Annotated in this window: 13 protein-coding genes and 1 tRNA gene; 7 read left to right on the forward strand and 7 right to left on the reverse strand. The window is 65.1% G+C overall.

Features of this window, described 5'->3' with window-relative positions; genetic code table 11:
• Positions 1-5: 5 nt before the first annotated feature.
• Positions 6-81 (reverse strand) — tRNA-Glu (locus ACFPU0_RS10325).
• Positions 82-313: 232 nt separating this feature from the next.
• Here ACFPU0_RS10325 and ACFPU0_RS10330 point away from each other — a divergent pair.
• Both ACFPU0_RS10330 and ACFPU0_RS10335 read left to right on the forward strand, forming a co-directional pair.
• A complete protein-coding gene (locus ACFPU0_RS10330; RefSeq protein WP_377692860.1) occupies positions 314-1,084 on the forward strand; it encodes a hypothetical protein in 771 nt (256 codons plus the stop codon).
• Positions 1,085-1,107: 23 nt separating this feature from the next.
• Positions 1,108-1,770: a glutathione S-transferase family protein gene (locus ACFPU0_RS10335; RefSeq protein ID WP_377692861.1), complete on the forward strand. Its 663-nt coding sequence runs from the start codon at positions 1,108-1,110 to the stop codon at positions 1,768-1,770.
• Positions 1,771-2,015: 245 nt separating this feature from the next.
• On the opposite strand, the gene ACFPU0_RS10340 is transcribed toward ACFPU0_RS10335, so the two are convergent.
• Together ACFPU0_RS10340 and ACFPU0_RS10345 are read right to left on the reverse strand one after the other, a co-directional pair.
• The gene (locus tag ACFPU0_RS10340; protein WP_377692863.1) at positions 2,016-2,498 is read right to left on the reverse strand and encodes a GAF domain-containing protein; all 483 of its coding nucleotides are present in this window, start codon (positions 2,496-2,498) and stop codon (positions 2,016-2,018) included.
• The gene (locus ACFPU0_RS10345; RefSeq protein ID WP_377692864.1) at positions 2,495-3,385 is read right to left on the reverse strand and encodes an ATP-binding protein; all 891 of its coding nucleotides are present in this window, start codon (positions 3,383-3,385) and stop codon (positions 2,495-2,497) included. The genes ACFPU0_RS10340 and ACFPU0_RS10345 overlap by 4 nt, the downstream gene beginning before the upstream one ends.
• 57 nt (positions 3,386-3,442) lie before the next feature.
• On the opposite strand from ACFPU0_RS10345, the gene ACFPU0_RS10350 reads away from it, so the two are divergent.
• Positions 3,443-5,812, forward strand: a complete 2,370-nt coding sequence (locus tag ACFPU0_RS10350; protein ID WP_377692865.1) for a response regulator — start codon at positions 3,443-3,445, stop codon at positions 5,810-5,812.
• Here ACFPU0_RS10350 and ACFPU0_RS10355 read toward each other — a convergent pair.
• The 3 genes from ACFPU0_RS10355 to msrB form a co-directional block, all read right to left on the reverse strand.
• Positions 5,793-6,260, reverse strand: coding sequence for a MarR family winged helix-turn-helix transcriptional regulator (locus ACFPU0_RS10355; protein WP_377692866.1), 468 nt, complete (start codon positions 6,258-6,260; stop codon positions 5,793-5,795). The genes ACFPU0_RS10350 and ACFPU0_RS10355 overlap by 20 nt on opposite strands.
• Entirely contained in the window at positions 6,257-6,742 is a 486-nt protein-coding gene (locus ACFPU0_RS10360) for a glutathione peroxidase (RefSeq protein WP_377692868.1), read from the reverse strand. The genes ACFPU0_RS10355 and ACFPU0_RS10360 overlap by 4 nt, the downstream gene beginning before the upstream one ends.
• Positions 6,743-6,891: 149 nt before the next feature.
• Positions 6,892-7,284: a peptide-methionine (R)-S-oxide reductase MsrB gene (gene msrB, locus ACFPU0_RS10365; RefSeq protein WP_377692869.1), complete on the reverse strand. Its 393-nt coding sequence runs from the start codon at positions 7,282-7,284 to the stop codon at positions 6,892-6,894.
• A 173-nt stretch (positions 7,285-7,457) separates the two neighbouring features.
• On the opposite strand from msrB, the gene ACFPU0_RS10370 reads away from it, so the two are divergent.
• The 3 genes from ACFPU0_RS10370 (at position 7,458) to htpX (ending at position 10,088) form a co-directional block, all read left to right on the forward strand.
• On the forward strand, positions 7,458-8,669 hold the full coding sequence (locus ACFPU0_RS10370) for a pyridoxal phosphate-dependent aminotransferase (RefSeq protein ID WP_377692870.1): 1,212 nt from the start codon (positions 7,458-7,460) through the stop codon (positions 8,667-8,669).
• A gap of 6 nt (positions 8,670-8,675) precedes the next feature.
• A complete protein-coding gene (locus ACFPU0_RS10375; protein ID WP_377692871.1) occupies positions 8,676-9,128 on the forward strand; it encodes a hypothetical protein in 453 nt (150 codons plus the stop codon).
• A gap of 87 nt (positions 9,129-9,215) precedes the next feature.
• Complete coding sequence (gene htpX / locus ACFPU0_RS10380; RefSeq protein ID WP_377692873.1) at positions 9,216-10,088, forward strand: protease HtpX; 873 nt, start codon at positions 9,216-9,218, stop codon at positions 10,086-10,088.
• Between the two features lie 168 nt (positions 10,089-10,256).
• Here the strand turns inward: htpX and ACFPU0_RS10385 are convergent, their stop codons facing one another.
• Entirely contained in the window at positions 10,257-10,913 is a 657-nt protein-coding gene (locus ACFPU0_RS10385) for a thiopurine S-methyltransferase (RefSeq protein ID WP_377692875.1), read from the reverse strand.
• Between the two features lie 99 nt (positions 10,914-11,012).
• Between ACFPU0_RS10385 and ACFPU0_RS10390 the strand changes: the two genes are divergently transcribed.
• Positions 11,013-11,780 carry a DODA-type extradiol aromatic ring-opening family dioxygenase gene (locus tag ACFPU0_RS10390; RefSeq protein WP_377692877.1) on the forward strand — a complete coding sequence of 256 codons (768 nt, stop codon included), beginning with the start codon at positions 11,013-11,015 and terminating at the stop codon, positions 11,778-11,780.
• The last annotated feature ends 115 nt before the right edge of the window (positions 11,781-11,895 follow it).

Below are 11,895 nucleotides of genomic sequence, written 5' to 3' on the forward strand. Positions count from 1 at the left end.
GAAAGTGGCGTCCCCTAGGGGACTCGAACCCCTGTTACCGCCGTGAAAGGGCGGTGTCCTAGGCCACTAGACGAAGGGGACGCGGCCCGGAACTTACAACAGCTTTGACGCTTTCTTCCGGCCTCTTCGCTTTGCCACTGGCATCGCGTCGAAGTGGCGCGCATTCTATGGATGCTTTGAACACCCGTCAACCCTCTATCGAAAACTTTTTAAAATCAAAGACTTCCGATCAAAATTTGATCCACCCCTATGAAGGCTCCGGGGCAAGCCTCTACACTCGCCCGCACCTGACATGAACATCGGAGCCCTGCAGATGTCGCCACTCGTGATCACGCTGTTGATCGTTGTCGGTATCGTCATCCTCGTCGCCATTGGCTACATCAATCATGTGGTGGAGAACAGCAAGCTGGAGAAGGCTCGCCTGAAGGCCGACCTCAGCGACCGCATTCGCCGTTGCGCCGACCTCTCCGAGACCCTCCCGGGCCAGATGGTCTCCCCCGCCCTCAAACTGCTGTTGACCCGCCTGCAATTGCAGCTGGGCGAACGCCTGCAACAAGTAGACAGGAACGACAACGGCCTCAAGGTGCGCCTGGACCAGCTGCGCGCGCTGGCCGGCCAGGGCGAATCGATCCCGGTGGCCAATCCACCGCAGAAGATCCAGAGCGAAGCCAAGGCCAAGGAAATCCGCTTCCAGCTGGAAACCCTCCACGGCCAGGTCTCCCGCGCCGCCCAGGACGACCTGCTGCCCGCCGCCGAGGCCAAGAACTGGGCCAGGGAGATCCGCGACATGCTCGTGCAGCTGCACGTCGAGTTCTTCACCAACCTTGGCCTGCAGGCCGTCCAGGAAAATCAGCCGCGCCAGGCCCGCCTGGCCTTCGAGCGCGGCGTGCAATACCTGCAGAAGCAACCCGATCCGGCGCGTTACCAGAACCCGCTGCAACAGCTCAAGGCCCAACTCGCCCGGGCCAACGCCCTGGTACTGGAAAACGCACAGCCCAGCGCGAGCGAACCCAGCGAGCTCACCGAAGGTCTGAAGTCATTGGATGACGACGATATCTGGAAGAAGAAGAACATCTACGACTGATCCGCTCGGACGAGGACCACCCGATGAGCCTGATCCTTTATGGCGCCCCACTCTCCCCCTTCGTGCGCAAGGTACGCATCTTTCTCCAGGAGAAGGGCCTGGACTACCAGCTGGAGATCGTCTCGCCCTTCAGCCAGCCGGCCTGGTTCCGCGAACTGAGCCCCCTGGGCCGGATTCCCGCGATGCGCGACGGTGACCTGACCCTCGCCGACTCCAGCGTGATCTGCCAGTACCTGGAAGAGAAGCACCCGGGGCCCGCGCCGCTCTATGGCCGCAATGCCGAGGAGCGCGCACGGGTACGCTGGCTGGAGAAGTATTGCGACTACGAAATCGCACCACTGGCGACTTTCGGGGTGTTCCGCAATCGCACCCTGAAGCCGTCCATGGGCCAGAGCTGCGACGAAGCCACGGTGCAGGCCGCCCTGGTGGACAAGCTGCCGCCCCACTTCGACTACCTGGAGAGAACCCTCGGCACCGCGGAGTACTTCGTTGGCGAACGCCTGACCATGGCCGACCTCGCCTTCGCCACTCAGATGATCAACATGGAACATGGTCGGGAGCGCCTCGACCCGCAACGCTGGCCAAGCCTGGCTGCCCATTACGACCGCATCAGCGCACGGGAATCGGTGCAAGCCGTGCTACCAGGGGAACAGAAGATCCTCGCCAAGCTGGCGGGTCGCGCCTGACGCACCGCCTGTAGGGTGGATAGCGCTCTTCTATCCACCTTCCTTCGCCAGGCCTGACTCCGCTGGTGGACCGGTGAAGCGTGGTCCACCCTACGAAGGGCACACCCTCCCAGGCCTGAGGCCGGTGGAGCGCGGTCCGTTCAGATTCCACCTGCGCCAAGCGCAGCGAGATCCAGCACGGGCAATCTGCTCTACCCACCAATGAAAAAGCCCGGACTGGTCCGGGCTTTTTCATTGCGACGGAATCAGCAATCGGTCAGGCGCAGGAAGATCGCCGCCAGCTGCTCGATGCCCGCCTGGTCCTCTTCCTTGAAACGCGCCAGCTCCGGGCTGTCGAGGTCGAGCACGCCGATCAGGCGGCCCTCCTTGACCAGGGGCACCACCAACTCGCTGTTGGAGGCACTGTCGCAGGCGATGTGGCCGGGGAAGGCATGCACGTCTTCCACGCACTGGGTCTCCCGGGTACGCGCTGCCGCGCCGCAGACTCCCTTGCTGAAGGGGATGCGCACGCAGGCCACCTTGCCCTGGAAGGGGCCGAGCACCAGTTCCTCGTTGCGGTTCAGGTAGAAACCGGCCCAGTTCAGGTCCGGCAGCTCATTGAAGAGAAAGGCGGAGAACTGCGAGCTGTTGGCAATGAAATCACGCTCATCGGCCAGCAGGGACTCCAGTTGCGCAGCCAGCAGCGCATAGCCGGAAAGGCCGGCGCCGGCCTGTTGCAGATCGATCATTTGGAAGACTCCAGTAACGCGAGCCCGACCCAGTGGCGGGCGAATTGATAGGCACAACGGCCGTTGCGATTGCCGCGCCCGAGGGCCCAGCGGATCGCCAGTTTTTCCAGCTCCTCGGTCCACTCCCAGTCCAGCGTGGTGGGCTCGGCCAATACGCCGATCCAGTGGCGCACCACGGCGAGGAAATGGTCCTGGGTGAAGGGATAGAAGGACAGCCAGAGACCGAAGCGGTCGGACAGGGCGATCTTGTCCTCCACCGCTTCGTTGGGGTGCAGCTCGCCGTCGACCATCTGCCAGTGTTCGTTGTCGCTCTGCTTCTCCGGCACCAGGTGGCGGCGGTTGGAGGTGGCGTAGAGCAGCACGTTGTCCGGTGCGCGCTCCAGGGAGCCGTCCAGCACGCTTTTCAGCACACGGTAGTCGCCCTCGCCGGCCTCGAAGGACAGGTCGTCACAGAACAGCACGAACCGCTGCCGCGAGCCGGCCAGCTGCTCCACCACACGAGGCAGGTCGGCCAAATGGTCGCGTTCGATCTCGATCAGGCGCAGCCCGGCACCGGCGTGCTCGGCCAGCAGCGCTCGGACCAGGGAGGACTTGCCGGTGCCACGGGCGCCCCAGAGCAGCGCATGGTTGGCCGGCAGGCCATCGACGAACTGGCGGGTATTGGCGGCCAGCTGCTCGCGCTGCTTGTCGACGCCGATCAGGTCGGCCAGGGACAGGTCCAGGCTCACGTCCAGGGGCTGCAGATAGCCGCTGCGGCCGTCGCGATGCCAGCGCGCCGCGAGGCTCCGCTGCCAGTCGATCACCGGGCGGATCGCCGGCAACAGGGGATCGAGACGGGCCATCAGCGCATCGGCGCGCTCGAGAATTTCATACAGTCGGGAATCCACGTTCAACTCCTTGGCTCAGCCGCAGCCATCAGGCGCTGCCGGCAGACCGGATAGGCTATGCTTGGCAGGCCCTCGGAACAAGGCCAAATCCCAAGTCCCATGGATATTCCGCTGACACAACGGCTGTCGTTCAAGCAGGCCAGCCTCACGGTGCTGGTGGCGTTCCTCCTCGGCACCGTCCTCAGCATCGTCCAGGTAGCCAGCGACTACTTCAACGAGAACGCCTCGATCGACCGGGAGATCCAGGCCCTCCTCGAGATCGCCCACAGCCCCGCCGCACGCATCGCTTACAACATCGACGCCGAACTCGCCCAGGAACTGGTGCTGGGACTGCTGCGTTCGCCAGCGGTGATCCGCGCCGAGATCATCGACAACAATGGCGCGATTCTGGCCAGCGTCAGCCGCCCGCGCACCGAGACCGAGTTCCGCATCTTCAGCGACTACCTGTTCGGCGAGCGCCGCGAATTCGAAGACCCGCTCTATATCATCCACGCCCCCAATGAAACCCTCGGCGTGCTGCGCCTGGAAGTGGACACCTTCGCCTTCGGCAACCACTTCCTGCGCCGCGCCATGCTGACGCTGCTCAGCGGTTTCGTGCGCAGCCTGCTGCTGTCGCTGATCCTCCTGGTGCTCTTCTACAGCATGCTGACCAAGCCCCTGGTGGCGCTGATCCGCAACCTCAGCGAGCGCGACCCGCGCGCGGCACCGGACGCCAAGTTGCCCTGCCCTCCCGGCCACGAGCAGGATGAGATCGGCGTGCTGGTGGAAGTGATCAACCGCCAGCTGGCCAGCCTGTCCGCCGAGATGCAGCAACGCCGTGAAGCGGACCAGCGCCTGAGCCAGTACCTGGCGGAGCTGGAAAACATCGTTTCGGCACGCACCGCCGAGCTGAAGGCCGCCAACAGCCGTCTCAGCCGCTACAACCAGGAGCTGGAAGTGGCGCGCAGCACCGCCCTGGAAATGGCCAAGGCCCGCGCCGCCTTCCTCGCCAATATGAGCCACGAGATCCGCACCCCGCTCAATGGCCTCCTGGGCATGCTCGACCTGGCCCTGGACGGCCCGCTGAACAACGAACAACGCCGCCAGCTGCAGATCGCCCACGACTCCGGCAGCGTGCTGGTGGAGCTGCTCAACGACATCCTCGACCTGTCCAAGTTCGAAGCTGGCCAGCTGGAGTTGGAACAGATCCCCTTCGACCTCGGCAGCCTGCTGGAAGACACCGCCAACCTGCTGTCGCAGAACACCGCCCCCGGCGTGGAACTGACCTGCCTGATCGACCCGCAGTTGCCGTCGCTGGTGATCGGCGACCCGACCCGGGTGCGCCAGGTGATCAGCAATCTGCTGTCCAACGCGCTCAAGTTCACCCGTTTCGGCCGCGTCGACCTGCGCGCCGCGCCGAGCCCCGGGGGCGTACTGATCTCGGTGCGCGATACCGGTATCGGGATCTCTGCCGAAGCCCTGCCCAAGCTGTTCCAGCCATTCTCCCAGGGCAGCGCGGGGATCACCCGGCAGTTCGGCGGTACCGGCCTCGGCCTGGCGCTGACCCGCCATCTGTGTGAAGCCATGCAGGGCCAGCTGGAGGTCAAGTCCCAGGAAGGGCTGGGCAGCCTGTTCAGCGCCGAATTGCCGCTGGTGGAGCACAGCCCGGCGGAGCCACGCCCGCCGCTGAAGGGCAAGGTCATCGCGCTGTGCGGGGCCAAGAGCGGCCTGGCCGAACTGCTCGGCACCTGGCTGCCGCTCTGGGGGCTCGATTTCGAGCGGCGCGACAAGAATGCCGAGCTTGGCGACCTCCACGCCGACCTGCTGATCAGCGACGACCCGGACCGCCTGGAAACCCTGCGGCGCACCGCCCAGCTGCCGATCCTGCTGGTGACCGGCTACGGCAGCTTCCTGCCGCCGCCCAGGGCGGCGACCCTGACGCCCCTGCACCAGCTCGCTCGCCCCCTGTCGCGGGCGGCGCTCCATCAGGCCCTGCAACGGGTGCTGATGAGACTCCCGGACGAAACGCCCACCGCCAAGCCGGCCACGGTCGAGCCGCAGCACCGCCACGCCCGGGTGATGCTGGTGGAAGACAACGCGGTGAACCAGTTGGTAGCCAAGGGCATGCTGGCCAAGCTGGGTTGCGAAGTGGTGCTGGCGAGCCACGGCGCAGAAGCCCTCAGCCAACTGGAGCAAGCGCCCGTGGACCTGGTGCTGATGGACTGCAACATGCCGGTGATGGACGGCTATGAGGCCACCCGCCGCATTCGCCAGAGCGGGCGCTGGCCAGGGCTGCCGATCATCGCCCTGACCGCCAACGCCCTGCCGGACGAGCGCGAACGCTGCCGCGCCGCCGGCATGGACGACTACCTGGCCAAACCCTTCCGCCGCGAAGAGCTGGTAACCATGCTCGACACCTGGCTGCCCGCTACCCAGGCAACCCCATGAGCTGACCCAGCAGCTCGCCGAGGCGCTCGCGCAGTTCGGCCATCTCGTTGAGGTCCAGGCCGCTGGCGCAGATCAGCTCGTTGCGCAGGGGCATCACCTTGTCTCGCAGGGCGGCGCCCTCCCCCGTCAGCGCCAGGTGCACCTCGCGCTCGTCATGGGCGGCGCGCTGGCGCCGCACCAGGCCGAGCTGTTCGAGACGCTTGAGCAGCGGCGTGAGGGTGCCCGAATCCAGCAGCAGGCGCTCGCCCAGGGCCTTGACCGTCGGCTGCTCCGGCGGTCGCCCGTGCCACTCCCAGAGCACCAGCATGACCAGGTACTGCGGGTAGGTCAGGCCAAGGGGCTCCAGCAGCGGGCGATAGCCACGGATCACCGCGCGGGAGGCGGCGTAGAGCTTGAAGCAGAGCTGGTTGTCCAGCAGCAGCTCGGGTTCGATCGTGGGCGTGTTCATTTCAGCAGGGCTTCGATCTCGGCGCTGATCTCTTCCGGTTTGGTGGTCGGCGCGAAGCGCTTGATCCGCTGACCGTCCTGGCTGATCAGGAACTTGGTGAAGTTCCACTTGATGCCCTGGCTGCCCAGCAGGCCCGGTGCGCGCTTCTTCAGTTGCACGTAGAGCGGGTGGGCGTTGGCACCGTTCACCTCGATCTTCTTGAACAGCGGGAAGCTCACACCGAAGTTCAGCTCGCAGAACTCGCTGATGGCGCCTTCGTCGCCCGGCTCCTGCTTGCCGAACTGGTTGCAGGGGAAGCCCAGCACCACCAGGCCCTTGTCCTTGTACTGCTGCCAGAGGCTTTCCAGGCCCTTGTACTGCGGCGTGAAACCGCACTGGCTGGCTGTGTTGACCACCAGCAGGGCCTTGCCGCCGAAGTCCGCGAGGGTCTTCTGCTCGCCTTTGATGGTGGTGACGGGGATATCGAGAAGCTTGTCGCTCATGGCCGGAGACCTGTATGGGGAAAAGGTCGGAGAAAAATAGCCCTCAATTAAATTGTATGCAATTTATTTATCACTTGTAGGAGCGAGCTTGCTCGCGAAGAATTGCACGGAGCCATTCGCGAGCAAGCTCGCTCCTACAGGAAAGGCATTCAGCGCGGTTCGAGCTTCAGCGACACCGAGTTGATGCAGTAGCGCAGGCCGGTGGGCCGCGGACCGTCGGGGAAGACATGGCCCAGGTGCGCGTCGCAGCGGGCGCAGCGCACCTCGATGCGGTGCATGCCGTGGCTGAAGTCCTCGCGTTCGGCGATAACCTCCTTGCTCACCGGCTGGAAGTAACTCGGCCAGCCGCTGCCGGAGTCGTACTTGGCGTCGGAATCGAACAGCGCCTCGCCGCAGCAGGCGCAGTGGTAGATGCCCGGGGTCTTGGTGGCGTAGTACTCGCCGGTGAAGGCACGCTCGGTGCCACCCAGGCGACAGACGTGAAACTGGGCGTCGGAAAGCTCCTCGCGCCAGCTGTCCAGGGGTTTCTCAAGCTTGTCCATGACGGTCCTCGGCAGTATTAAAAAAGCCCGATCCCGGCCTTTTCCGGCCATCGGGCCGCACGTATCATGCGCGATTCATCAGACGCCAGTCTGGCAGCGGCGTTACAAGCTGCCAAGGCGCATCGATCCCCGTCGCCCGCGCGACCCTTTTCACCTCGGGACAGTAACGCATCATGCAGGTCAGCAAATCGAACAAGCTCGCCAACGTCTGCTACGACATCCGCGGACCGGTGCTCAAGCACGCCAAACGCCTGGAAGAGGAAGGCCACCGCATCCTCAAGCTGAACATCGGCAACCCGGCGCCGTTCGGTTTCGAAGCCCCGGAGGAGATACTCCAGGACGTCATCCGCAACCTGCCCACCGCCCAGGGCTACAGCGACTCCAAGGGCCTGTTCAGCGCGCGCAAGGCAGTGATGCAGTACTACCAGCAGAAGCAGGTGGAAGGCATCGGCATCGAAGACATCTACCTCGGCAACGGCGTCTCCGAGCTGATCGTGATGTGCATGCAGGCGCTGCTGAACAACGGCGACGAAGTGCTGATCCCGGCGCCGGACTACCCGCTCTGGACCGCCTCGGTGAGCCTGGCCGGCGGCAAGCCGGTGCACTACCTGTGCGACGAACAGGCCAACTGGTGGCCGGACCTGGAAGACATCAAGGCCAAGATCACCCCGAACACCAAGGCCCTGGTGATCATCAACCCGAACAACCCCACCGGCGCCGTGTACTCCAGGGAAGTGCTGGAAGGCATGGTGGAACTGGCGCGCCAGCACAACCTGGTGCTCTTCTCCGACGAGATCTACGACAAGATCCTCTATGACGGCGCCGTGCACATCTCCACCGCCTCCCTGGCGCCGGACGTGCTCTGCCTGACCTTCAACGGCCTGTCCAAGTCCTACCGCGTGGCCGGCTTCCGCTCCGGCTGGGTGGCCATCTCCGGGCCCAGGCAGAAGGCCCAGAGCTACATCGAAGGCATCGACATCCTGGCCAACATGCGCCTGTGCGCCAACGTGCCCAGCCAGCACGCGATCCAGACCGCCCTCGGTGGCTACCAGAGCATCAACGACCTGGTGCTGCCCAACGGCCGCCTGCTGGAGCAGCGCAACCGCGCCTGGGAACTGCTCAACGACATCCCCGGCGTCAGCTGCGTCAAGCCCATGGGTGCGCTCTACGCCTTCCCGAAGATCGATCCCAAGGTCTGCCCGATCCACAACGACGAGAAGTTCGTCCTCGACCTGCTGCTCTCCGAGAAGCTGCTGATCGTCCAGGGCACCGCGTTCAACTGGCCCTGGCCGGACCACTTCCGCGTAGTCACCCTGCCCCGCGTCGACGACCTGGAACAGGCCATCGGCCGCATCGGCAACTTCCTCAAGTCGTACCGCCAGTAAGGCCCCATGGACCTGCAGATAGACGACTTCTACAAGGACTGCGCCGCCGGGCTGCTGCAGCTGTACCAGGCCTTTCCGCGACGCATCGCACTCTATGTGGAAGACCTGATCGGCCCGTCCGAGCCGGACGAATTCGGCCTGCCCAGCAAACGCCACGAAAGCTGCCTGGGCGCCCTGCTCTGGCTGGCCGACGAGGGCTACCTGCGCTTCGACAGCGCCATTCGCTTCGAAGCCCTGGACCAGGCGGTCCTCACCGAAAAGGGCTTCCTCCGGCTGTCCCGCGCGCTACCCGGCGCGCTGGCCGACACCGAAGCCCTGCCGCCCAGCGTCCTGCGGGTCCGCGCCAGCCTCGCACAACAACTGCGCGAGGCCCTGCGCAGCGCCGACAGCGAACGCCTCGTGCGCCTCACTCGACTAATCTTCGATAACAGCAACAACTCCGCAAACGACATAGTTTGAAATAGTCCCTGGTTGAATACGCCAGGGGCGCCCCTTATATACCCCCGCATACCAAAACGCTTTCCGCCGTGAGGAGCCGTTCCAATCATGATGCGCATTCTGTTGTTCCTGGCCACGAACCTTGCAGTCCTGGTGATTGCCAGCATCACCCTGAAACTGCTGGGGGTAGACCGCTTCACCGGCCAGAACTACGGCAGCCTGCTGGTGTTCTGTGCCGTGTTCGGCTTCGCCGGTTCGCTGGTTTCGCTGTTCATCTCCAAGTGGATGGCGAAGATGAGTACCGGTACCGAAATCATCACCCAACCACGCACCCGCCACGAGCAGTGGCTGCTGCAGACCGTCGAGCAACTGTCCCGCGAAGCCGGCATCAAGATGCCGGAAGTCGGTATCTTTCCGGCTTACGAAGCGAACGCCTTCGCCACCGGCTGGAACAAGAACGACGCACTGGTGGCCGTTAGCCAGGGTCTGCTGGAGCGCTTCTCCCCCGATGAAGTGAAGGCCGTGCTGGCCCACGAGATCGGCCACGTGTCCAACGGCGACATGGTCACCCTGGCGCTGATCCAGGGCGTGGTGAACACCTTCGTGATGTTCTTCGCGCGCATCTTCGGCAACTTCGTCGACAAGGTGATCCTGAAGAACGAGGAAGGCCCGGGTATCGGCTACTTCGTCGCGACCATCTTCGCCGAACTGGTCCTGGGCATCCTCGCCAGCATCATCGTCATGTGGTTCTCGCGCCGCCGCGAATACCGCGCCGACGAAGCCGGCGCCAGCCTGGCCGGCACCAACGCCATGATCGGCGCCCTGCAGCGCCTGCGTGCCGAGCAAGGCGTGCCGGTGCAGATGCCCGACAGCCTGACCGCCTTCGGCATCAACGGCGGCCTGAAGCACGGCCTCGCCGGCCTGCTGATGAGCCACCCGCCGCTGGAAGACCGCATCGAGGCCCTGCGCCGCCGCGGCTGAAACGACTCACACTGACTTGGGCGGCCAACTGGCCGCCTTTTTTTCGCCCGTGCAAAGGACCTGTGGGAGCGAATTCATTCGCGAAACGGGCCTGCGCACCCTACGGCCCCTGCCGATGGGTATCGCTTCGCTCCACCCATCCTACGAGACTCACCCCAGCCTACGGGACTACCGGCGGTGCAGTCGGAACACCGGCTCGTGCAGGCTGTCCAGGCCGCGGGAGGCGAACTTCCAGTTCTTCTCCAGCACGTCATTGCGCTCCAGCATCTCCACTTCCCAGCCCGCCTCGAGGTGTCGGCGCACTTCCGCTTCCGGCACCGCGAACGGCGGCCCTTCAAGGCGCGCCTGCTGGTAATCCAGGGTGATCATCAGTCCGTCGCAGTGCGGCGGCAGGATGCGCTGCAGATGGGCCACATAGTCATCGCGCATGGCCGGCGGCAGGGCGATCAGCGCAGCGCGATCGTACAGCGCCCGGCAACCGGCGACGTCGGCGGCGGTCAACGCGAAGAAGTCGCCCTGGAGAATCTCGATGGGACCCGCCCTGTAGCAGCGCAGCACGCCCTGCTGCGAAATCTCCGGCGTCAGCCCCTGCTCGGCGAAGAAGTCCTCCACGGCACGCTCGGCCAGTTCCACACCGAGCACCCGGTGCCCCTGCCCTGCCAGCCAGACCATGTCCAGGGACTTGCCGCAAAGCGGCACCAGAACCTGGCAGCCGCGGGGCAATCCCAGCTGCGGCCAGTAGCGCGCCAGGTAGGGATTGGCCTCCCGCTGATGGAAACCGATCTGGTTCTCTGCCCAACGCGCCTGCCAGAATTGCTCGTCCATGATTCCTCCATCTTTTCGATCAGAACGCTCAAATATTTATGCTGGAAATCGATATATCCAGCCCGGATGATGCGGGCATCCTACCGGAGGAATTCCGAAATGCTACCCAGCCTGTACATCTCCCACGGCTCTCCCATGCTGGCCTTGGAGCCCGGCGAAAGCGGCCCGGCGTTCAAGGCCCTGGCCGCGGGGCTGCCACGCCCGAAGGCGATCCTGGTGGTTTCCGCCCACTGGGAAAGCGATCGCCTGCTGCTCAGCGGCGGCGCCCGGCCGGAAACCTGGCACGACTTCTACGGTTTTCCACCACCGCTCTACGCCGTCCAGTACCCGGCACCGGGCGAGCCGGAGCTGGCCGGAGAGATCGCCGGCCTGCTGACCGAGGCCGGGCTGCCGGCAGACATCGACCCGGAGCGCCCCTTCGACCATGGCACCTGGGTGCCGCTGTCGCTGATGTATCCGCAGGCCGATATCCCGGTGATCCAGCTGTCGCTCCCCAGCCGCCTCGGCCCGGCCTTCCAGACCCGCGCCGGCCATGCCCTGGCCGGCCTGCGCCGGCGCGGCATCCTGCTGATCGGTTCCGGCAGCATCACCCACAACCTGGGCGAACTGGACTGGCGCGCCGGCCCGGAAGTGGCGACGCCCTGGGCGCAGGAGTTCCGCGACTGGATGGTGGAGCACCTGGAGGCCGACGACGAAGCCGCCCTGCACGACTACCGCCGCCTCGCCCCGCACGCCGCCCGTAACCATCCCCGGGACGAGCACCTGCTGCCGCTCTACTTCGCCCGCGGCGCCGGTGGCCGCTTCCGGCTGGTGCACAGCGGTTTCACCCTGGGGGCGCTGGGGATGGATATCTATCGGTTTGGCTAGATGCGGACCTCTGTTGTAGGGGCGAATTCATTCGCCAAGGGCTGCGCAGCAGTCCCCCCTGGGCCTTGCCGGGCAGACCTGCGGCCTGCTTGGCGAATGAATTCGCCCCTACAGG

The sequence above is a fragment of the Pseudomonas sp. GCM10022186 genome, assembly GCF_042656385.1.
Taxonomy (GTDB): Bacteria; Pseudomonadota; Gammaproteobacteria; order Pseudomonadales; family Pseudomonadaceae; genus Metapseudomonas.

What these genes read in the sequence shown, in the direction of transcription:
- ACFPU0_RS10330 (WP_377692860.1), top strand. Translation starts at nt 314, where the DNA reads ATGTCGCCACTCGTGATCACGCTGTTGATCGTTGTCGGTATCGTCATC.
- ACFPU0_RS10335 (WP_377692861.1), top strand. Translation starts at nt 1,108, where the DNA reads ATGAGCCTGATCCTTTATGGCGCCCCACTCTCCCCCTTCGTGCGCAAG.
- ACFPU0_RS10340 (WP_377692863.1), bottom strand. Translation starts at nt 2,498, where the DNA reads ATGATCGATCTGCAACAGGCCGGCGCCGGCCTTTCCGGCTATGCGCTG.
- ACFPU0_RS10350 (WP_377692865.1), top strand. Translation starts at nt 3,443, where the DNA reads ATGCTTGGCAGGCCCTCGGAACAAGGCCAAATCCCAAGTCCCATGGAT.
- ACFPU0_RS10355 (WP_377692866.1), bottom strand. Translation starts at nt 6,260, where the DNA reads ATGAACACGCCCACGATCGAACCCGAGCTGCTGCTGGACAACCAGCTC.
- ACFPU0_RS10360 (WP_377692868.1), bottom strand. Translation starts at nt 6,742, where the DNA reads ATGAGCGACAAGCTTCTCGATATCCCCGTCACCACCATCAAAGGCGAG.
- msrB (WP_377692869.1), bottom strand. Translation starts at nt 7,284, where the DNA reads ATGGACAAGCTTGAGAAACCCCTGGACAGCTGGCGCGAGGAGCTTTCC.
- ACFPU0_RS10370 (WP_377692870.1), top strand. Translation starts at nt 7,458, where the DNA reads ATGCAGGTCAGCAAATCGAACAAGCTCGCCAACGTCTGCTACGACATC.
- ACFPU0_RS10375 (WP_377692871.1), top strand. Translation starts at nt 8,676, where the DNA reads ATGGACCTGCAGATAGACGACTTCTACAAGGACTGCGCCGCCGGGCTG.
- htpX (WP_377692873.1), top strand. Translation starts at nt 9,216, where the DNA reads ATGATGCGCATTCTGTTGTTCCTGGCCACGAACCTTGCAGTCCTGGTG.
- ACFPU0_RS10385 (WP_377692875.1), bottom strand. Translation starts at nt 10,913, where the DNA reads ATGGACGAGCAATTCTGGCAGGCGCGTTGGGCAGAGAACCAGATCGGT.
- ACFPU0_RS10390 (WP_377692877.1), top strand. Translation starts at nt 11,013, where the DNA reads ATGCTACCCAGCCTGTACATCTCCCACGGCTCTCCCATGCTGGCCTTG.